Source organism: Streptomyces sp. NPDC050658 (assembly GCF_044457025.1).
Lineage (GTDB): Bacteria > Actinomycetota > Actinomycetes > Streptomycetales > Streptomycetaceae > Streptomyces.
Genome location: NZ_JBITGM010000012.1, coordinates 81,080 through 100,277 on the forward strand (window position 1 = coordinate 81,080; position 19,198 = coordinate 100,277).

A 19,198-nucleotide genomic window follows, 5' to 3' on the forward strand; every position below is an offset into this window, starting at 1 on the left:
CGCTCCACGGTTTCCGGAGACCAACAGACCACCTCAGCACGGCACACCGACACGGCACACCGACTCGACGACACGAAGAGAGCAACGCGTGACCCTACGGGCCGAACTGATCATGCCGGGTGATCCCGTCGTCCCCGGCGAGCGGATCATGGCCGACCTCTTGATCTGCAACGACGGCCACATCGTCGACGCGTACGACCTGGATCTCCTGGGCCTTCCCGGGGAGTGGGACACCCGGCGCCTCGGACGGGTGGTGGTCTTCCCCGGTACCAGCGAGCAGATCAGCATTCCGCTGGCCCCGCCCCGCTCCAGCGAGACGGCCCCCGGAACGCTCCCGTTCGGCGTCAAGGTCGTATCGGCGGAGAACCGTGAACTGACCGCCGTGCCCGAAGCGGAGCTGTCCGTGGGCGAGTTCTGGGACCTGGATGCCGGACTCGCGCGCAAGACGGTCAAGGGCCGGATCGGCGCGGCGCAGTTCGTCACCTTGCACAACACCGGCAACGCGACGGCCCATCTCCGTGTCCGATGCGCTCCTGACGAGGACTCCGCGCCGGTACGGACACGGATACGCCGTACCAGAATCGTTCTGCGGGCAGGGGAGCGGGCACGGATCGGCGTAGACATGGCCAACACCAAACCGCGTCTGTGGGGCGAGCCGGAGAGCTGCGCGATGCGGCTCCAGGTCGACTGGGACGCGCAGGGGCGGCGTGAGTTCGGATTCACCTACGAACGTGGTCCGTTCCTCACGAAGAAGACGGTCAAGGTTCTCTCGGCCCTGGCTGCCATGACGGTGGCAGGCGCCGCCCTGTGGCTCTCTCCCCTGGGCGGAAAGGCGGAACCCAGGACCCAGTCGCTCGGCGGAGCATCGCAACAGGCGCAGCAGCAGAAGGCGGAGAGCGACCGGCAGCAGGCCGAGAAGAAGCGGGAAGCCGCGGCCGACAAGAAGCAGGCGGAGCAGGAGCGGAAAGAGGAGGAGAAGGGGGCGCCGCAGCAGAAGACCCTGCAACAGCCCCTCAACGCCCGCTCCCCCGACGGCACCGCCTCCGACACCTACCGCGTCCCTCAGGGGTACGAGCTGCGGCTGACCGGCGTGAACATCACCGCCGCAGGACCCGCCAGGGGAAGCTGGCAACTCTCCGCGGACCAGGGGGCGCTGGCGACCGGCGGCATGGCCGAGCCGCACCAGCAGACCTGGAAGGACAGTCCCTACGTCGTGTCGGCAGGCAAGAGCCTCAAGCTCAGCGTGGACTGTACGACCGAGAAGACGGGCGCGGTCCGCCTGCGGCGCTCCCCCAGCCCTTCCGTCGACGACGCCTCGCCCGACGCCGCCTCGCCCAACACCCCATCGGCCGACGCACCATCGGCCTGTGCCGCCACAGCCCTGCTCGACGGCATGCTCGTACCGAAGAAGGGCCCCTTCGCCTCCCCTCTGCCCCATCCCATCGCATGACCGCGGGGAACCTGAGAGAAGAACCGACAGGAGCGGCCCAGTGAGTGTTGTGCGGCATGCCGACGACATCCTTCGAGAACTGCTGCTTCAGGGCCCTTTGGCGGGCAGCCGCATTCCTGTCACGTTCGATACGCCCGGACCCCAGTGGGCCGCCCACCGCGACGGCCCGTGCGTGAACGTCTTCCTGCACGGCCTGGAGGAAGACGCGACCCGCAGCCAGAGCGGCGACATCGGCATCGTGGACGAGGACGGCGCGGTGATCGGATACCGCAAGCCGCCCCGATACTTCGCCCTTTCCTATCTGGTCACCGTGTGGGCCCAGGCCGTGGCGGACGAACACCACGTCCTGGGACGGCTCCTGGAGTGGTGCGCCGACACAGAGGAACTCCTCCCGCCGGAAGATGACGGCCGCCGCTTCACGATGCGGCTGCGGGGCTGCGGCGGACCTGAGGGCGAGGGCAGCGTCGCCGCACGCGTGTGGTCCGCGCTGGGCACACCGCCGCGCCCCGCCCTCGATCTGGTGGTGACCGTCCCGCTCGAACGCCGGGCCACCGAGGCCGCCGCTCCCCCGGTGCGCGGTGCCGCCCTGCGCGTGCGCCGTCTCCCGTCCTTCGAAGGGGAAGCGGGGCCTCGCGGGGAGGACCGGCCGGAGCGAGGTCCGGGCCGCCCGCGCCGCAACGTCAAGGAGGTCGGTTGAACACCGGTCTGTTCACCCGGCGACTCGCGGTCGTCGAAGAGCGTCTGCGCAGCCTTTATCTGAAGGGCGAGGAGTACGCTGCTGGCCTCCACCCCCATGGGACAAGCACGCACGACGGCGTTCCATGGCCGGACAGTCAGGAGGCCGCGCGGCTCGCGGACGAGGGAGATCCCCTTGCCCATCTCGTCCGCGAGTTCGCGTTGCGTTCGGAGGAGGCAGACCTCCTCGTCACTTGTCTGCTGCCCGATCTCGTCCCGGCCTGCGGTGCCGCCTTCCGTGCTCTGAGCGGCTTGGCCCACTCTTCCCGTCCCACCGTGGCGGTGGCTCTGGCCGCCAACGCCATCCCCGTGTCCGAGGCCGTTCGCAGTGGATTCCTCCGTGAGAGTTCCCCTCTGCTGCGGGCTGGGCTCATGGCCCACGAGAACCCGGGGGCGGCCTTCCTCGACCGGATTCCGTACGTTCCCGATCGTGTCCTGGCCTTTCTCAGCGGGGACCGCGAAGGCATCCGGGGTGGGGGGCAGTGGCTCCATCTGCTGCCCGATGTGCCGGGCGGACCGGCGGTCGGCTCCTGCACTGCGGCCCTCCCGGATCTGGACGCCACCACACCCCAGACGCGCTATCTCCGCCAGGGCCTCGCAGGTGAAGCCCTGCCCGCCGCCTGTGCCGCGTTGGGAGCGGTCGGCAAACCCGCCCTTCTGGTCGCCCCGGACGCGCTGCCTTCCGCCGGCCTGCCGCCGGAGGACCTGGCCAGGAGCATCGCCCTGGAGGCCCGACTGCTGGGAGCGGGCCTCCTCGTCCCGCTGGACGTCTCCACCGGCGCGCCGCCCGAGACTCCGACGGAAGGGGCGCAGGACTTCCTGCGCCCCGTCGTCACCTGCCTGGACCGCGCCCCCCTGCCCCTCCTGCTCTACGGCAACCGCGCGTGGCCGTCCTACGGTTGGGAGGCCTTGCTGCCCAGGGAGGCGGACCTTCGTTCTCGTACGCACGAAGATCCGCGGGAGCCGATGTCCGCCGCCTCGCTGGCGGCGGCGGAGCGTGTCCGGTGCGCCGCCGCCCTGCAGTCGCGCACCGCTCCCCTCGCCTCGGTGTGGGCCGCCGCCCGCGAGTCCGCGGTTGCCGAACTGGACCGGCTGGCCCGCCGGATCGTCCCGGAGGTCTGCTGGTCCGACCTGGTCGTACCCGATCCGGTGCGCGAGCGGCTGCGCATGCTGGTGGCCCGCGTCGAACACCGCGACGCCGTGTTCACGCGGTGGGGCCTGCGTCGCGGCGGCGGGCGTGGACGTGGCACCGTCGCGCTCTTCGCGGGCGAGTCCGGCACCGGCAAGACGATGGCCGCCGAGGCTCTCGCCGGACGGCTCCAGAGCGACCTCTACGTCGTCAGCCTGCCGTCCGTGGTCTCCAAGTACGTCGGCGAGACGGAGAAGAACCTGGAGCGCATCTTCGCCGCGGCCGAGACCCTGCGCTGTGTGCTGCTCTTCGACGAAGCCGACTCCCTGTTCGCCAAACGCGGCGAGGTCCGCGGCGCGGGCGATCGTCACGCCAACCTGCAGAGCGGCTACTTGCTCCAGCGCCTGGAGTCCTTCGAGGGGCTCGCCATCCTCACCACCAACCTGCGCTCCTCCATCGATGGGGCCTTCACCCGTCGCTTCGACGAGGTCATCGTCTTCGAAAGCCCGGGGCCCGAGGTACGAGCCAAACTGTGGCGCACCTATCTGGGCTCCGCCGCACCGGCGGAACTGTGCGTCGACGAGCTGGCACGGACGTATGCCCTGGCTGGCGGCAGTATCCGTGCGAGCGTCGAGAGCGCCGCATTCGCCGCTGCGGCACATGACCGCCCGCTCACCGCCGCCGACGTTCTCGACGGAGTCGAGACGGAGTACCGCAAGATGGGCCGGCTCTTCGACCACAGTTCGAGGGAGGCGACGTCGACTACCCCGCGCTGAAGTCCGGCAGCGCAAGCTCGCAACCCGGCACCGGCGCCGCCGCCTCCTGCGGGTTGAGGTCGTCGGGGATCTCTATGTGGCCGGCGAGGATCGACTCGATGAGGCACGGGTCGGTGATCCAGCGCGGGATGCGGCGTGGGACGCTCTGCTCGGTGGCGGGCAGGGGGCCGGGCAACACGACCGGCTCTGCGGTCTCGGGTATCGGCAGCGACCTGCCGCGGCCGGTGGGCCGCTCAGGCAGGACGGCGGTCATGGCGAGTCCGCCCTGGAGTTGTAGGCGCGGTGCACGCTGTCGAGGGCACAGAGGTACTCGTTGCGCTGCCGCTCGGTCCATCTCGTCTCGTCGGACCCGAAGGCCTCGTGCGCCAGGGCATCGACCTTGACGAGGGCCTGCTCCTCGATGTCTTCGGGGCGCGGGCCCTCGGGCGTGACCATTACGCCACCTCCGTCGTGGTGTGCCGCCGGCCGGTGCCGACAGTGATGCTGAGGCTGCGAGTGGTCATAGCGCCCTCCTGGACTTGCGGTTGCCTTCGGCGAGGGTGGCGATGTGCGCGTCCCAGCCGGGGTACGACTCATTCGTCGACACCGGCGCGTCGGGATGGGTGAGCAGCGTCACGTCGAGCGCGTAGGCGATCCGGTCCGACTCGCTGTGCGTCTTCGTGGCCGCCTGCCGCAGCACCAGGCATGCGGCCTCGGCCGCCACCTCTGCGGCGGGCACGTCCAGGGCTGCGATGTCCCAGGGCGGGCTGCTGGTCTTGGTCATCGGGCCCTACCTTCTTCTGCACGGGTTGCGTTCGAGGATGCAGCGAGCAGGGCGGCCCCCGGGGGGCGACGCCATGGTCGCCTCTTCCCGGACGCGTGACGAGCGCGCTTGCACCTCCGGATCCGGTTGCCCGGCGAATTGTCTGTGCGGGAAAGGGGCCGGCACTCCCGGGAAACTCTTCCGGGTGCCGGACTGGGGCAGGTATTGCCGACTCGCCCGCAGATTCGCCCGGTTACCAAGCAGCGCCTGTGGGTAGGGACAGTACAAAGCCGCCCAAGCCTTGCCGTACAGAGGTCCGAGACCCTGTAGTCGGAGCAAGCGCTGCAACATCGTTCTCTTGTGAAAGAGACCGGCGGCACTCCCCTCACACCGCCGCCCCGCGCCCTCGATTCCTGCGTATGGCAGCCCAGTTGACGGTCGCGGGCATCCCCTCGTCATTCACGCCTTCTGGACGGCGCGCGTCAACAGTTCGGGACGGCTCCTGTGGGATCGGGGTTGTCGCTCCCCTTCCTCTGCTCCGCCCCCTCATAACTCTGCGGCCAGAGCACGGTTTCCGCCTCCAGCAAGTCGTTGACCGTGCAGTCCAGGGCGGTGCACATCATGTCCAGATCGTCCAGCCTGACCGTGATCGGCCTGTTGGACCACAGGGCGGCCACCTTGCTCAGCGACGGGTTGAACCCGATCTGCCGGAAGACGGCGTGCAGTTGATCCGGCCGCCAGATGCCCTGTTGGGCCGCGGCCCGGCGCAGATTCCACTTCACCGCTTCACATCTCCCATCTCTTTGACCTCGAAGAAGGAATCGGGGAGTCGAGACTCGCCAGGCGACAGACGGTTCGCCTGCGGATCGCGTCCCACACCGTCGTAGTGCTCATGACTCATCCGCAGGAAAGCCGTGACCCGGTACTTGCCGACAGGGAGGGGCGGAAGTGGGCGTGAGACGAGGGCTGTGTGCACGAGCTCGTCTCCGCGGATGGTGTCCTGTAAGAGTTCCGGACCGAAAGTGAGCGTCCTTTTCTCCGCGCCGTTGTCCAGGACTACCCGGGCACCACGAAATTTCGCCTGGAAATCGAGCATCGGGGGTACGCCCCGGGTGCGAGCGGCCCGGTAACCCTGCGGGTAGACGGCCTTCTTGCCGTCGGCGACCATGCGCCATCCGGGGACGGACAGGGCCCATTTCTCGCCGGACGGCACCCTGCGGCAGCCCGGATGACCAATGATCTGTTCCTCGATCGAGAGGTACTCGTTGAGATTGACGCCGTAGTGGTCCATGCAGTCGACGAGTTCGGGTGCTGTGGCCCGCGTGGCGGTCTGACCATGAGGGTTCACCCCGTCCTTGGCCTGCCCCGTACCGCCGCTCGCGACGGCCGACGCGGTCATTAAAGCGGCGGACACCAAAGCCGCACGAATGTGAGTTAACTTCATAGGTAATATCTTTCAGCAACATCACCGAAGACGCGCTAATCAGCATTCAAGGATCAGAGCCCCCACCTTTGCGGGCGAGCATAACCGATACTCGTACGGCCTTTTCCGGACACGCCGGTTGGCGGCACGACTCCCCGCGCCTTCCGGAACCTTCCGGCCGAATCGTGCTCGGCACGACCACGACCATCGGGCTGAACGGGACACCCCCGGCGTCACGGCCGGCCGGGACGTTGGTCCTGGTCGTTCGGGACGTTGGGCCCCTGTTTCGGTGCTTCTGGTCCGAAATATGTTCTTGCCTTGACCTGATTCTTTCTTCGTTGGGTTTGCGCAGTAATGTCGGCGCAGAGATTTTCAAGCCCTGGAGGGGAGTTGAGGTGACCAGGTGAACTCATTAGTGCTGATCGCCGATGATCAGTTGGCGGTCAGATCGGAACTGAGACGCTTGGTACAGACCTTTTCCGCTTTCGAGGTGGTCGCAGAGGCGGCCGACGGCGTCGAAGTGCTCGAGCGGACCCGGATGTACCGACCCCATGTCGTCTTGATGGACATGGGTATGCCACGCGTCGACGGTGTCACCACCACCACGCGTCTGATGCGTTATGCCGATCCGCCCAAGGTGCTCGTCCTGACGAATTCAGACGTCGACAGCCGCATGCTGGACGTATTGAACGCGGGCGCCAGCGGTGTCCTGCACAAAGGCCTGTCTCCCCAACTGCTCGAAGCAGCCATGCACACCGCGCTCGCCGGCGGCCGCGTGATGACGCCCGGGGCATGGGACCGCCTGCTCCAGTGCGCGTCCACGTCTGTGCCCGGCCTCGACGAGACGGCACGCAACCGGATCGCCCGGCTGAGCAGCAGCGAGCACCGGGTGCTCGAGCTGATCGGAGCGGGCCTCAGCAACGCTCAGATCGCCCGACGGCTGTATCTGTCGCACACGAGCGTAAAGACATACGTCTCGCGCACGCTCGCCAAGCTCAATTTGAGCAACCGCACGCAGGCAGCGATCTTCGCCTGCGAAGCAGGTATTTCGACCCATCACGAAGCAGGCTGATCGAGTTCCCGGATCCAGCCCGCAATTCCCCCGGCCTCTGAGTCACCCTTTGGCCTGCCGGAGTTCACCTTTGCCGACAACCGCTCTGGGTGATCTTCCGTACCGTGGGCATCAACTCCCGACTCGAGACAGTGTCTGCTGACCGGTCAGCCGCGCCTGCTCCACACAACCCGAAGGAGAGGCCGCACAGTGGCCGTTCACATAGCGGAGCCCGGCAGCGAATCGACGCCCCGTACCGTGCCGGGCAGTCCGGCGTCTCGTATGCCTGCAGGCTCCGGCGACGTCCAGTGGCAGGTCAGCCGCTTCCTCGAGGCCACGAAAGGAGTGCGGCACGCCTTCGTACTGTCACCTGCCGGGAATCTCTTGGCGTCGTCGGGCGCGCTGGACCGGAAGCAGGCGGATCAGTTGGCCGCCATGGTGTTCGACCTGTGCGTCCTCACGCAGGGCCTGGACACGGTCTGCGGCGCCGGCCGGCCCCGTCAGACGGTGGTGGACCTGAGAAACGGCGTTCTTTGCCTCGTTGCGGTCGCCGACGGTTCTCTCCTCGCGATGCTGGCCGACTCCGACGGCGATCGTCAGCACGTCGCCCACAAGGCAACCCGCCTTGCGGCCCGCATCGGGACGCTCCTCGTGCCCGAGGCCCGAGCGGAGCTTCGGGCCCACCGGCCCAGCTGACAGCCGTACGGCATACATGCGGGACCAACGATCAGGGGCAGCAGCCCTCCCCCTCACCCACAACAGCGAAATATGAAGCCACCAAGCACATGCGCGTCAGAATCTACGATCGGCTCCACCATTCCTTCGTCCGGGTCGGGGCGCGGGGCCGGCGGTGGGCCTGGGACATCGGCATCGTGCTGCTCGCCGCACTCGCGTGTGCCACCCACGCATCAGACTTACCGAGCAGCGGTGGCGCGCGCACATCGGGCGCCTGTCTTGCCGTGGGGTTAGGGGCCTCAGCAGCGCTGCTGCTGCGCCGTCGGCTTCCCGAGGTGTGTGTGGCCGCCGGACTGGCGGCAGGTTCGTTCGCCGGTGCCCGCACCCCACTGATCGCCGCCGCCTACTCAGTCGCCTGCTACGGCGGCCGGCTGCGCCACGCGGTTCTGGCCGCAGGAGTGGGCATCTACCTGACCGTTCAGCATGTGACGGGCCCGGCCGACGGGAGCGTCATCCAGATGTGCCACCGCGCGGGCATCGACCTGATCCTTCCCGCGGTCTTCGGCGGGCTGGTGCGATACCAGCGAGCTCAGCAGGCAGCCCTGCGGGAACGGTGTGCCGGCCTTGTGGACGCCGCGGACAACGTCACGTGGTTCGCGTTGCTGGAGGAGCGGACGCGGATCGCGTTCGATCTCCATGACCACTTGGGGCACCAAGCCACCAGCCTGGCGTTGCGGGCCGGGGCACTCCAGCAGGTGCCGGGGCTGCCGCCCCGGGCCCGGCAGGCCGCCGACGCGGTACTCGAGGCGGCACGCCACATGCTGGGTGATCTCCGGAAGTTGCTCGAAGCACTGCGGGAGGGGGGTCCCCGGCACAATCCCGTGGGGTCCCGGACCAGTTGTGCGGAGTTCCTGGGCACGCTGGCGGACAAAATGGTGTCGGCCGGCATGGACGTGCGATGCCGCGTGAACGGCGCGCCCCGACTGCTGTCCCCACCGCTGGAGCAGCTGCTCCAGCGCGCCTGCAGAGAAGCTTTCACCAACATCATCAAGCACGCTCCGGGAGCGGCGGTCGAGGTCTGCCTGTCCTATCGACACGAGCAGGTGGCACTCGCGATACGCAACGGCGCGTCCGCCGGTACCGCACCCGTGGACAGCTCCGGAAAGATGGGCCTGGCAGGGCTGGAACTGCGGGTCACCGAGGTTGGTGGTCGTATGTCGGCCGGCCCTGGACCCGGCGGCGGTTTCGGCCTCGAAGTGGTCCTCCCCACAGGCACGGGCCGGGAGGGCCACGGGCAGTGCGCATTCGCATAGCGGTGATAGACGACCAGGTCATCGTCCGGGCGGGGTTGAGAACCCTGGTCGAGTACGCCGAAGGGTTCGAGGTAGTCGCCGAGGCCGACGACGGCACCCACGCGGTACCCCTCGCCGAGAAGCACCGTCCGGACGTCGTTCTGATGGACCTGAGCATGCCTGGTCTGGACGGCCTCGAGGCCACCCGCCTGCTGATGCGGCTGCCCACACCGCCCCACGTCCTCATACTGAGCGTCTACGACGCCGACACCCGGGTGCTGGACGCGCTCAGGGCGGGTGCCTCCGGCTTTCTGCTCAAGGATCTGCAGCCACAGGAGCTGTTCGCGGCGCTGCGCACGGTGGTGGCGGGCGGCCGGGTGATCGACGACAACGTACTGAGCAGATTGGTGCGGCAGGCCGCCGAGCGTGCGCCGGCCCAGGCCGGTGCGATCGACCAGAAGCTGTGCACCCTGAGCGAGAGCGAACGCCGGGTGCTCGCCCTCATCGGTGCGGGTCTGACCAACGCGGAGATCGCCGACAGGCTCAACTGGCCCCGGTCGAGTGTGAAGACGTACGTCTCACGCAACCTCGACAAGCTCGGCGTGGAAAGCCGCACCCAGGCAGCGCTCCTGGCCTATAGGTACGGGCTGACCGCGTCGGAGCCGGAGGCCGAAGCCGCTCCGCCTGGTCACGATCCTCCCTGTCCCGAGGTCAGCGATTCCCACAGCGAGGAGTGATCCGATGCCAGAACTCGAGAGTCTTGCGGTACGCCGTACGACCCGTGCTGCTTCACCGGTACGCGCGGGGGCCGGCCCCGGCCCCGCACTGCGGCCCGCCCCTCCAGCCGTGGTGAACGTCCCCCTCGGGCTCGGCCGAGAGCTGCTGGAGTGGTCCGGCGGACGGCCGGGGCCCAGCACTCGGCGCGAGACGGCTCTGCGGCACCCGGCGTCTGCCTCCGCCGCCGACCGGATGCCGGTCCTCTGCGACACCCTGGACCAGGTCTCCGAGAACCTCGGCAATGCGGTGGGTCTCGTCGCCGACCACGCACATCATGCGGAGGAGGTGGTGCACGAGGCCTTGGGCCGGGCCCTGACCGCCCTCGCCCACCAAGGCCTTGGGGCCTGCGCACAGCACATGGCGACTGCGACGGCCCAGGCGGCAACGGAGGCCACCGCGTGGCTCACGGCTCTGCCCGATCGGCGGATCTCGGAGCTGCTGCCGCTGCCGCCCGCTGTCTCTGCCCTGTTGCCCCGGCACACGGTCGCCGCGCTGCTCCAGGCCGTGCCCGACGCGACGGCCCAGGCCGCGGAGGCGGTGCGCGGCGGCGCCGCGTCGGCGGAGGAGGCGGTACACGAGGCCCTGGGCCGCGCCCTGACCGCCCTCGCCCACCAAGGCCCTGGGGCCTGCGCACAGGAAGTGGGCAACTCCCTGGTGGAGGTGTCCCGTTGGGCGGGCGGCACACTGGCCAAGGCCCCCGCGGACGCCCGGCAGGTTCTCTTCGACGCCGTTCCCCTGCCGCACTGGTGCACTCGCGCGATCCTGCGGTGGGCCGCCTCGTACGCGGCCGCGTCCTTCTACCGCACGGCCTGCCGGGCCGGACAGACGGCGACTGCCGTCACCGGTGAGCTCAGTGCCGAAGCCACGCGGATCATGGGCGTGGTCGAGCAGGAACTACGCCGGTTCACCGGCCCGGTCGCAGCCGAGATGGATCCAGATCCAGGCGCCGTTGCCGGAGCGGACCCGCACCTGGCCGCAGAGCAGCGGAGCCAGGCGGAACTGCGGGCCTTCCGGGCCACCCTGCTCGGGATGGGGCTTGAGGAAGTCCAGGACCTCATCGGTGAGTTGACGTCGAGCGCCGACCCGCTCGACACGCACCGGCTCGCCACGGCGCGGGAGTTCCTGACTCTCCAGTGGGCCGCCGTGGCCGGAGGCACCGAGGCGTATCTGGGCAGCCTCGAACCGGAACGTTCGAGAGCGCATGAGCAGATCAGCCGACTGCAACAGAAGCAGCACAAGGCCACGCCCTCGCGCGTACTCCCTCTTGCCCTGCTGCCCGCGCGCTCGCGGGAGAAGCGCCTACGGGAGAAGGATGAGGCCGCTGCGGCCCGCGCTCGGCTGGAGGAGATCGAGGCCACCCGGGCGACAGTCCTGCGCGGCAGCCAGGAGATCACGGGGCTGCAGGCCGTCATCGCGCATGTCCAGGGGCCCAACGCGAAGAATCTGGCAAGCCTGAAGCCACACGAACTCGCCGCGTGTGAACGTCAGTTGCAGGAGGCGGTCGCCGCGGCCGAGGGGTACGCCGACACCACCCGCCTGCGCCTCTTGCTGGACCGCGTCCGCAGGGAGCCGGACGCACGGTCGATGCTGAACATGGTCCGCGCGCGGGGCGTCGTCGCGCTGTATGCGCGCAGTGACGACATGGAGCGGATGGTCTCGGTCTACGGCACAGAGCGGGCGAAGTACGCGCCGGACTGGATGGAGCGAGTCGGCCTGTCCGCCCACGATCCCGAGCGTGCGGCGCTCTACGACCGGCTGACGCAGCAGCTTGAAGAGGCACGCTCGGTATCCGCGGAGTACGCGGCTCTGCTGTCCCTCTACCAGTCACCCGAGTACGCGCAGCGCACCGCCGAAGCGGAAGCCCGCCTGAAGACCTTCCGCGACCACGAGTTCCACCGGCTCCTCCTCAAGGAGTACGACGAGGCCGCTGACCGGGTCGTCGCGGCGGCCGGGAACAGCTCGGTGCTGCTGGAGTGCGCGGGCACGCTCCTGGAGTGGGCGCGTGGCGCCCGTCCGGACGGCCTGGGCCGCGCGCATACGGCCATCTTGGAAGGCATGGCCGAGCGGCTTCCCCAGCTGGTGGCCGCCGCGGGACCTTTCTACACCGAGCGGGTGGACTTCGCGTTCCTTTTGGCTGCGGTACAGAAGGAGCTGGCCCGTCGTCACACAGGAGCCACTTGAGGAGTACGTGGACAGCCAAATGGACCAAGGCCCTGGAATGTCCTTCGTCTATTGGCCTACTGCTTGAATAATAAGCTGCATGCGCTCCTCCTTAGATCGGGGCACCGGGCGTGGAGACTCTCACGCAACGACCCTTTCCACGCTTCGCGGCCGGGCCATTCCCAATCTTCGGCCGACCTCGTGCACGGCGTGCGGCCGTTCGATGGGCAGGCTTTCGGGCTGGGCGATCCGAGGTCCGGACGGCTGGTCCGCGTACTGCTCCGATTTCCTCTTGACCGACGACACCACGGGGCAGGTGAAGCGGTGTTCAGGAAAATGAGGGGCATCAGGCAAGGCTCTGGGACCGGAAGGCGAAGAGCCGGGTCCAGGTTTCAAGTGTCGGATAGCCGTCGGCTGCCGTGCCACGCCACCCTAATGACAGCTGGTAGCGGGTGCAGGCATAGCGCAGGCCCTCGTCCCAGGTACGAGCTGCGTCAAGGGCGGGGTCGTCGTCGAGGAGGGCGCGCTGGTCGTCGGCGCCACCATGGGTGATGAGCCGCAGACGGAGCATGAGGACCCAGACGTTGGCCTGTCCTGGGCCAAAGTATTCGTCGCCGGGAAACTCAGGAACCGAAGAGGGGTCAATGTTTTCGCCGCTGGGGTGCTTGTGGGTGAGTGCGCGATGTTGAGTACGTACGACATCGCATCCGTAGTCATTGACGAGAAGGCGCCAGGTATCCGCGTCGGGGGTGCCCGTCGCACGATGCGCCTCCCAGCCCTGTGCACGCTGAAATGCCATGCAGGCCTGGCGGTCCTCGACGGTCCATTCACTGGTGACCGGCAGCGTGTAGAAATCACCGGCGCCGCGATCAATCAGCATGGCGCGCACAGTGCCGACGTAAGGATTCTCGGCCCCGAGGTGGAAGAAGCGAGTGCCGGGAAATTCTGTGAGCTGATGCTGCGGGGCGACCTCAGACAGGAGAGCCGTGTGTTCCGCGGAGGTCTCGGTGGTGTGCGGAGAACGACGGCGGAGCCGAAGACGGTCAGTGATTCGAGACAGCATGGGTTCGATTCCTTAGCGGGTAGGGAAAGCACGCTGATGTCGGACGGCAGGAGGCGGGCTCAGCAATGAGGGTCGGCCGGAGTCCGCTTGCGGTGGCGGCGCAGGAGCATCTCGACGCTCTTCGGGGTGGTGTTGAGACGGCTGGCGACTTCGCGATGGGAGTAGCCGACCGCGACGTGCGCCAGCGCCGTGCGGGTGCGGACGGGGGCCTTGGCCAGGACGCTCAGGGCATCCAGGTGCAAGGCGACGGCCTGGTCCGGCCCAGGGTGGGGGTCCGGGAGGTCGGGGGTATGCACGGCGGCGGGCGTGAGGCAGGCGCCGGCGCGGTGCTCGCGGAGCCAGCGACGGTATTCGTTGGGGAAGCGCATCAGGCACTGGCCGATGAAGTAGGTGCGAAGGGAGGCACCGCGCCGGGGGTCCCAGCTGCTGCCGTGCTCGAGTTGATCACGGAAGGCAGGGATGGCGACGGCTACGGTCAGGCCGGCAAGTTCGGCGGCCGCATCAGGGTCGTCCCGCAGATCCATGGAAGGCGCGAGCCGGATGTGCAGGAGGGCGTCTATGCGGGAGAAGACGGTGCCGTCCCCGATCCATGCCCGCAGAACCGAGTAGCCGTAGCGGGCCAGGGTGTCATTCAGCCGGTCCCACTCCTGGGGGGTGGTGGGCAGGGTATGGGCCGTGCCGGCATGGCATAAGGATGTCGGAGCTAAGACGTGCGACACGGAAAGTCTCCTTCACACTGCGGTCTGAAGGGAGGCAGGGTGTATTGACCGGTAGGGAAAGAGGTGGTGTGTGGAGCAGGCATTGACGATTCCTTCCTTGCCGCTCAGCGGCTGGGCCTGCGGTCGAGCGCCCCGGGGGTGCGCCATCCGCGCAGATCAGGCAGGGCGCAGTCACGTGAGCCGCCGGGGCGCTGACCAGCCACTTCACGCAGGTGGGCGGACGCCTCAGCACCTGATGTAAAGTGACTCACGTAACATAATCCAACGTTCGGACAGATGGCAACCCGAGCTGATCCGAGGCCCCTGGACCCCCTCCGTAACGGGTCGGCAGTGCAGAATTCCGCTACCTGCGATTTGTGGGAGATTTACACCTGATGACGAATGACCTTCGAGAACTTGTCACCACACGCCTGGCCGAACTCGGGAGCCCCGAACGCCCCTTGAGCTACCGCGCCGCGGCAGCCCGCAGCAGCGGGCGGGTCAGCCATGGCACGATCGGCCGGATCGCCCGTGGCGATCACGCGGGGCTCCTCACCGGCGAAACCATCGACGGCCTGGCGCTGGCGCTCAGCGTTCCCCCTGCCGCCATCGAGCAGGCGGCGGGCATGTACCGCGACCGCCCGCTGGAGCCGTTCGTCATGCCGGCCCGGGCCGACCGGCTCACCCGCCGCGAACGCGGAGTGATCCTGGCCATGGTCGACGCCCTGCTCGCCGCCGCGGAACAGGGACAGTCCCTGCAGCCGGCCGGGGCACCGAGCCTGCCTCCGCAGACGTACCCGACGGCCGACCTCTACGCGGGTGCCGAATCTCCCGCCCAGGACGACTTCGACCTGGTCGCCTATTCGGCGGACGGCAGTGGCAGCCTCTCCGAGGCGGACATGGAAACCATCCGGCGCCACGAAGAGGAAGAACGGCGCCGCCAGACCGAGGACTGACAACTGAGGGGCCATCACCATGCCGACAGCCCCTCAGTTCCTTAAAGCCGCGCGGCTCCTTAAAGCTGCGCGGCACCGCTCTCCGGCTTACCGTCACCACAGGGGGCACTTTGAAAGGTGACGTGCCATGTCAGGCAAGTTTGAAATATATAAAGACAAGGCGAACAAGTACCGATTCCGGCTCAAGGCAGGCAACGGCGAGATCATCGCGGTCGGCGAGGCATACGAGAGCAAGGCCTCGTGCATGAATGGGATCGAGTCCGTCAAGACCACCGCTCCGGATGCGCTGGTGGTCGACAAGGAACAGGCGAAGTCTTCTTAACTGTCGGACAGCTCCAGGTCCCGCCGGATCTGCCCCCGGCGGGACCTCGCCCTGAATGTGGTGCAAGCGATGCAACCTTGCGCCTATGGGAACGTCACCGAGATGGCCGGTTCGCCCCACGCCGAGGAGGGACACTCTCCCTCGGCTCCAGCCGTAGGCGCTGCCCAAGGAGCCCAGGTAGGGGCCCAACTCGCCCCAGCCGCATGGCGGGTGGTCGACGGCCACGGGGGCTGCCGGTGGCCTCTGCCCGAGCAGCCGCCCCCTCGGCGGCTGCCAATCACCGGGCAAACGGTGCCATACCCCTGTTGAAGCAAAGCAAGGGCTGGGTATCCATATCCGTATCCACGACTCAGGCCACATCAGCAGTCGACGGGAGTGGATGCGGTGAAAGGCGAGGCCGCTGAAGTCGGGAGCCGCTGCCGGGTGGTCTGGTTTACCCAGAGCAGGAAGAGCAGCTATGACCCGCATACCGAACACCCGTCTGAAGCTCTTGGTTGAGGAGACCGGCTGGAGCGGATCCCAACTGGGCGCCGCGGTCAGGGCAGTTGCAGCCGAGAACGGACAACCCCTGCGCTGCGACCGGTCCCTGGTCTCACGCTGGATTTCCGGCACGCGTCCCCGCCCGCCCGCCGCGGGGTTCCTCCTGGAAGCCCTGTCCAGGAAGCTGGGCAGGCCGATCCCCGCTGCCGAGGCGGGCCTGAGCCGCGTGCCGACCCCGCTGCCGGAGATGTCCTGGGAATCCGACCCGGTGTACGAACTGTCCGTGCTGACCCGAGCCGACCTCGACCCCAGCCGCCGCTACACGCTCAACACCAACCCCTACAGCATCGCCGCCCTCAAGGCCCCCGACCCCGAGCGGCTGATCAGGCATACGCCGCCCACCACGGCCGTACGCCGCGCCGGGCAGGCGGAGGACGAACAATTACAGGCCATGGCCCGCGTCTTCGCCGAAGCCACCAACCTGCACGGCGGCGGATACATGCGGACCGCCCTTGCCGCCTACCTCAACCATGACGTCGCCAGCTACCTGCATGCCAGCGCCAGCGAAGGGATCCACCGCCGCCTCCTGTCGGACGCCGCGCAGCTGACCCTGCTGCTCGGCATCATGTGCGCCGGTGACGGGGCCGACGCGCTGGCCCAGCACTACCACCAGACCGCCGCCCGGCTGGCCGTCAACGCCGACGACACCGCCATCTTCGCCGTCGCCCTGCGCGCCATGTCCACCCACGCCCACGACCTGGGCCACCGCACCCCCGCCGCCGTGCACCTGGCGGAACGCGCCGTCACCGTCGCCCAGAGCGCCCCGCCGCTCGTCCAGGCCTACGCACAGGCCCAGTTGGCCGTCGCCCAGTCCCACGACAGCCGACGCGCCGCACTGACCGCGCTGACCACCGCCGAGCGCCTGTACGCCCAGTCCGACTTCACGCCGGGCCCTTTTACCAACTACTCACTGGGTGCACTGCATTACCAGCGGGCCGAGACGTTCGCCATCCTCGGCGACCGGCCCGGCGCGATCAGCGCCCTCACCGCCTCGCTCCGCCTGCGGACGCCCGGCGAGCGGCACGCCCGCGCGCTCACTCAGGCCCGCCTCGCCGAGACCCTCTTCCGCCTCGGTCACCGGGAGGCCGCCCTGACCCACTGGCAGGCCTACCTCGACGTCTACCCGACGCTTCGCTCCACCCGCGCCGCCCGCCGGCTGAACGGCATGCGCAGGATCCTGTATCCCCACCGCCGTGAGACCGCTGCCCGCACCCTGCTCAGCCGTGCAGCCCCCCTGTGACGAAAGGCCGGGCGCTGTTTGCGCACCCTCTCTCGCCACAGGGGGGCAATCACCACAGAGTTGCTCACCGGGGCCGTCGGGTAATAAGCCCAGGCGCCTGTACTCATACCAAAACGGATCTTGCATAACCGAAAAGATGCCTTACGGGCGGTGCCACGCAGCGATGCCCCACCATGACCTACGGCAGATTCATACGTCTGGTCGAAATGGGTTCGTTTGAATCAAGTGGACGGTCGGACGGCGCCGGGCCAGTGAATCTGCGGCGGCATTCGGTGACTGACGGAGTGTCATGCACGAACTTCGGCGACCACCTGTCAAAAGGTTCCTCATATCTGTCGTATCAGTCCACAACAGATCAGGAGCCGCACTGTGCCGGGCATCGACGCCGTGGTCACCGGAGCCGGGGGCTTTATCGGGGGGCATCTCACCCGCACCCTCATCGCGGAAGGCAAGTCCGTCCGCGCCGTGGACCGCAAACCGTTCCACGAGTGGTACCAATTACACCCGCAGGCCGAGAATCTCATCCACGACGTCTCCGGGCTCGACGCCTGCTTCCAGGTGTGCGACGGCGGAGCGGGCGAGGTGTACCACCTGGCCGCCGACATGGGCGGCATGGGATTCATCGAGCACAACAAGGCGGCCTGCATGCTGTCCGTGCTCTCCAGCACACACATGCTCATCGCCGCCCGCGAATGCGGCGTCGGACGCTACTTCTACTCCTCCTCCGCGTGCGTCTACGCCGCGGACAAACAGACCGATACCGCCGTGGTCCCGCTGCGCGAGATGGACGCCTACCCGGCGATGCCCGAGGACGGCTACGGCTGGGAGAAGCTGTTCAGCGAGCGGATGGCACGCCACTTCCACGAGGATTTCGGGCTCGCCACCCGCGTCGCCCGCTATCACAACGTCTACGGCCCCTGGGGCACATGGACTGGCGGGCGGGAAAAAGCTCCGGCCGCCGCCTGCCGGAAAGTCGCCACCGCCGTCCTCACCGGCGCCCAGGAGATCGAGATCTGGGGGGACGGCGAGCAGACCCGGTCCTTCACCTATATCGACGACTGCGTCGATGGCACCCTGCGGCTGACCCGCAGTGAGGTCTCCGAGCCGCTCAACATCGGCTCCGACCAGCTGGTCTCCATCAACCAGCTGTACGCCATCGTCGAGGAGATCGCGGGTGTGCGGCTCGCCCGCCGACACGTCCCCGGGCCCTTAGGTGTCCGCGGCCGCAACAGCGACAACACCCAGATCTACAAGGAGCTGGGGTGGCAGCCCTCCACCGCCCTCCTCGACGGCCTCGAGGCGACCTACCGCTGGGTGCACGACCAAGTGCGGGCACGCCGCGACGGTGACCCCCACTTCGCCGGATGACGGCCTTCGCCGCGCCGCCGCCGGTGCCGCGCATCGACGTACTCGGCACTCACATCAGCGCGCTCACCCCGCAGATCGCCCTCGACGAGATCGACCACTGGATCGAGAACCGGGTGCGCTCCTACGTCTGCGTCACCGGGGTGCACGGAGTGATGGAATCCGTCCGCGATGCCGGGCTGCGTCGCGTGCACAACGCCTCCGGACTCACCGTGCCGGACGGCATGCCCATGGTGTGGGCGGGCCATCGGGCCGGGGCGTACTGGATGCGGCGCGTCTACGGACCCGACCTGATGCTCGCCGTCCTGGAGCGGGCCGCGGGGCGGGGCTGGTCCTCCTATCTGTACGGCGGTGGGCAGGGCGTCCCTGAGCTGCTGGCGCAGCGCCTGGCCGAGCGCTTCCCGGGGCTGAAGATCGCGGGCAGGTACTCCCCTCCCTTCCGGCCGCTCACCGCGGCCGAGGACGCCGATGTCGTCCGGCGCATCAACGACAGCGGCGCGGACCTGGTGTGGGTCGGCCTGTCCACGCCCAAACAGGAACGGTGGATGGCCGAGCACCGCGACCGTCTCACCGCCCCGGCGCTGCTCGGCGTCGGCGCCGCCTTCGACTTCCATGCCGGGCTCAAGCCCCAGGCCCCGGTACTGCTCCAGCGGCACGGTCTGGAGTGGGCCTATCGCCTGGCCAAGGAGCCGCACCGCCTGTGGCGCCGCTATCTGCGCAACAACCCCGCCTACCTGGCCCGGATCGCCGTCCGCCCGCCCACCTTCGTGTGCGCGCCCGCCGCCCCGGACGACAAGGAGTGAC

General features: G+C 68.4%; 20 protein-coding genes. 13 read left to right on the forward strand and 7 right to left on the reverse strand.

Annotation, left to right across the window (positions count from 1 at the left end; all coding sequences use genetic code 11):
• Nucleotides 1-88: 88 nt before the first annotated feature.
• The 3 genes from ACIBKX_RS32990 to ACIBKX_RS33000 are packed head-to-tail and all read left to right on the forward strand — an operon-like array spanning nucleotide 89 to nucleotide 4,090.
• Nucleotides 89-1,450 (forward strand): hypothetical protein, encoded by a 1,362-nt coding sequence (locus ACIBKX_RS32990; RefSeq protein WP_363276221.1) that lies wholly within the window; start codon nucleotides 89-91, stop codon nucleotides 1,448-1,450.
• A gap of 40 nt (nucleotides 1,451-1,490) precedes the next feature.
• Nucleotides 1,491-2,147 carry a DUF4255 domain-containing protein gene (locus tag ACIBKX_RS32995; RefSeq protein WP_363276220.1) on the forward strand — a complete coding sequence of 219 codons (657 nt, stop codon included), beginning with the start codon at nucleotides 1,491-1,493 and terminating at the stop codon, nucleotides 2,145-2,147.
• Nucleotides 2,144-4,090 (forward strand): ATP-binding protein, encoded by a 1,947-nt coding sequence (locus ACIBKX_RS33000; RefSeq protein WP_363276219.1) that lies wholly within the window; start codon nucleotides 2,144-2,146, stop codon nucleotides 4,088-4,090. The genes ACIBKX_RS32995 and ACIBKX_RS33000 overlap by 4 nt, the downstream gene beginning before the upstream one ends.
• Here the strand turns inward: ACIBKX_RS33000 and ACIBKX_RS33005 are convergent.
• The 5 genes from ACIBKX_RS33005 to ACIBKX_RS33025 form a co-directional block, all read right to left on the reverse strand.
• On the reverse strand, nucleotides 4,077-4,343 hold the full coding sequence (locus ACIBKX_RS33005; RefSeq protein ID WP_363276218.1) for a hypothetical protein: 267 nt from the start codon (nucleotides 4,341-4,343) through the stop codon (nucleotides 4,077-4,079). The genes ACIBKX_RS33000 and ACIBKX_RS33005 overlap by 14 nt on opposite strands.
• A complete protein-coding gene (locus ACIBKX_RS33010; protein WP_363276217.1) occupies nucleotides 4,340-4,525 on the reverse strand; it encodes a hypothetical protein in 186 nt (61 codons plus the stop codon). Before ACIBKX_RS33010 ends, ACIBKX_RS33005 begins: the two co-directional genes overlap by 4 nt.
• Nucleotides 4,526-4,589: 64 nt before the next feature.
• Nucleotides 4,590-4,853, reverse strand: a complete 264-nt coding sequence (locus tag ACIBKX_RS33015; RefSeq protein ID WP_363276216.1) for a hypothetical protein — start codon at nucleotides 4,851-4,853, stop codon at nucleotides 4,590-4,592.
• Nucleotides 4,854-5,314: 461 nt separating this feature from the next.
• On the reverse strand, nucleotides 5,315-5,614 hold the full coding sequence (locus ACIBKX_RS33020) for a helix-turn-helix transcriptional regulator (RefSeq protein ID WP_363276215.1): 300 nt from the start codon (nucleotides 5,612-5,614) through the stop codon (nucleotides 5,315-5,317).
• Nucleotides 5,611-6,276 carry a hypothetical protein gene (locus tag ACIBKX_RS33025; protein WP_363276214.1) on the reverse strand — a complete coding sequence of 222 codons (666 nt, stop codon included), beginning with the start codon at nucleotides 6,274-6,276 and terminating at the stop codon, nucleotides 5,611-5,613. The genes ACIBKX_RS33020 and ACIBKX_RS33025 overlap by 4 nt, the downstream gene beginning before the upstream one ends.
• A gap of 394 nt (nucleotides 6,277-6,670) precedes the next feature.
• Here ACIBKX_RS33025 and ACIBKX_RS33030 point away from each other — a divergent pair, with 394 nt between their 5' ends.
• The 5 genes from ACIBKX_RS33030 to ACIBKX_RS33050 all read left to right on the forward strand — a co-directional run bounded on the left by ACIBKX_RS33030 (nucleotide 6,671) and on the right by ACIBKX_RS33050 (nucleotide 12,231).
• Nucleotides 6,671-7,327 carry a response regulator transcription factor gene (locus ACIBKX_RS33030; protein WP_363276213.1) on the forward strand — a complete coding sequence of 219 codons (657 nt, stop codon included), beginning with the start codon at nucleotides 6,671-6,673 and terminating at the stop codon, nucleotides 7,325-7,327.
• A 189-nt stretch (nucleotides 7,328-7,516) separates the two neighbouring features.
• Nucleotides 7,517-8,002, forward strand: coding sequence for a roadblock/LC7 domain-containing protein (locus tag ACIBKX_RS33035; protein WP_363276212.1), 486 nt, complete (start codon nucleotides 7,517-7,519; stop codon nucleotides 8,000-8,002).
• An 89-nt stretch (nucleotides 8,003-8,091) separates the two neighbouring features.
• Entirely contained in the window at nucleotides 8,092-9,294 is a 1,203-nt protein-coding gene (locus ACIBKX_RS33040) for a histidine kinase (RefSeq protein WP_363276211.1), read from the forward strand.
• Entirely contained in the window at nucleotides 9,279-10,010 is a 732-nt protein-coding gene (locus ACIBKX_RS33045; RefSeq protein WP_363276210.1) for a response regulator transcription factor, read from the forward strand. Before ACIBKX_RS33040 ends, ACIBKX_RS33045 begins: the two co-directional genes overlap by 16 nt.
• 4 nt (nucleotides 10,011-10,014) lie before the next feature.
• Nucleotides 10,015-12,231, forward strand: a complete 2,217-nt coding sequence (locus ACIBKX_RS33050; protein WP_363276209.1) for a hypothetical protein — start codon at nucleotides 10,015-10,017, stop codon at nucleotides 12,229-12,231.
• 325 nt (nucleotides 12,232-12,556) lie between these two features.
• Here ACIBKX_RS33050 and ACIBKX_RS33055 read toward each other — a convergent pair whose 3' ends face one another.
• Both ACIBKX_RS33055 and ACIBKX_RS33060 read right to left on the reverse strand, forming a co-directional pair.
• Entirely contained in the window at nucleotides 12,557-13,273 is a 717-nt protein-coding gene (locus ACIBKX_RS33055) for a peptidoglycan-binding protein (protein ID WP_363276208.1), read from the reverse strand.
• Nucleotides 13,274-13,332: 59 nt separating this feature from the next.
• Nucleotides 13,333-13,992, reverse strand: coding sequence for a hypothetical protein (locus ACIBKX_RS33060; protein ID WP_363276207.1), 660 nt, complete (start codon nucleotides 13,990-13,992; stop codon nucleotides 13,333-13,335).
• Between the two features lie 374 nt (nucleotides 13,993-14,366).
• Here ACIBKX_RS33060 and ACIBKX_RS33065 point away from each other — a divergent pair, with 374 nt between their 5' ends.
• From ACIBKX_RS33065 to ACIBKX_RS33085, 5 genes are all read left to right on the forward strand, one after another.
• Nucleotides 14,367-14,927: a hypothetical protein gene (locus ACIBKX_RS33065; protein WP_363276206.1), complete on the forward strand. Its 561-nt coding sequence runs from the start codon at nucleotides 14,367-14,369 to the stop codon at nucleotides 14,925-14,927.
• A gap of 127 nt (nucleotides 14,928-15,054) precedes the next feature.
• Nucleotides 15,055-15,249, forward strand: coding sequence for a YegP family protein (locus ACIBKX_RS33070; protein WP_363276205.1), 195 nt, complete (start codon nucleotides 15,055-15,057; stop codon nucleotides 15,247-15,249).
• Between the two features lie 457 nt (nucleotides 15,250-15,706).
• Nucleotides 15,707-17,029: a hypothetical protein gene (locus tag ACIBKX_RS33075; RefSeq protein ID WP_363276204.1), complete on the forward strand. Its 1,323-nt coding sequence runs from the start codon at nucleotides 15,707-15,709 to the stop codon at nucleotides 17,027-17,029.
• 369 nt (nucleotides 17,030-17,398) lie between these two features.
• A complete protein-coding gene (locus ACIBKX_RS33080) occupies nucleotides 17,399-18,397 on the forward strand; it encodes an NAD-dependent epimerase/dehydratase family protein (RefSeq protein ID WP_363276203.1) in 999 nt (332 codons plus the stop codon).
• Nucleotides 18,394-19,197 carry a WecB/TagA/CpsF family glycosyltransferase gene (locus ACIBKX_RS33085; RefSeq protein ID WP_363276202.1) on the forward strand — a complete coding sequence of 268 codons (804 nt, stop codon included), beginning with the start codon at nucleotides 18,394-18,396 and terminating at the stop codon, nucleotides 19,195-19,197. The genes ACIBKX_RS33080 and ACIBKX_RS33085 overlap by 4 nt, the downstream gene beginning before the upstream one ends.
• Nucleotide 19,198 lies beyond the last annotated feature (1 nt).

Coding starts and splice junctions, on each gene's coding strand:
- ACIBKX_RS33005 (WP_363276218.1), bottom strand. CDS start 4,343: ATGACCGCCGTCCTGCCTGAGCGGCCCACCGGCCGCGGCAGGTCGCTG.
- ACIBKX_RS33025 (WP_363276214.1), bottom strand. CDS start 6,276: ATGAAGTTAACTCACATTCGTGCGGCTTTGGTGTCCGCCGCTTTAATG.
- ACIBKX_RS33075 (WP_363276204.1), top strand. CDS start 15,707: ATGACCCGCATACCGAACACCCGTCTGAAGCTCTTGGTTGAGGAGACC.
- ACIBKX_RS33050 (WP_363276209.1), top strand. CDS start 10,015: ATGCCAGAACTCGAGAGTCTTGCGGTACGCCGTACGACCCGTGCTGCT.
- ACIBKX_RS33015 (WP_363276216.1), bottom strand. CDS start 4,853: ATGACCAAGACCAGCAGCCCGCCCTGGGACATCGCAGCCCTGGACGTG.
- ACIBKX_RS33040 (WP_363276211.1), top strand. CDS start 8,092: ATGCGCGTCAGAATCTACGATCGGCTCCACCATTCCTTCGTCCGGGTC.
- ACIBKX_RS33085 (WP_363276202.1), top strand. CDS start 18,394: ATGACGGCCTTCGCCGCGCCGCCGCCGGTGCCGCGCATCGACGTACTC.
- ACIBKX_RS33055 (WP_363276208.1), bottom strand. CDS start 13,273: ATGCTGTCTCGAATCACTGACCGTCTTCGGCTCCGCCGTCGTTCTCCG.
- ACIBKX_RS33070 (WP_363276205.1), top strand. CDS start 15,055: ATGTCAGGCAAGTTTGAAATATATAAAGACAAGGCGAACAAGTACCGA.
- ACIBKX_RS33065 (WP_363276206.1), top strand. CDS start 14,367: ATGACGAATGACCTTCGAGAACTTGTCACCACACGCCTGGCCGAACTC.
- ACIBKX_RS33010 (WP_363276217.1), bottom strand. CDS start 4,525: ATGGTCACGCCCGAGGGCCCGCGCCCCGAAGACATCGAGGAGCAGGCC.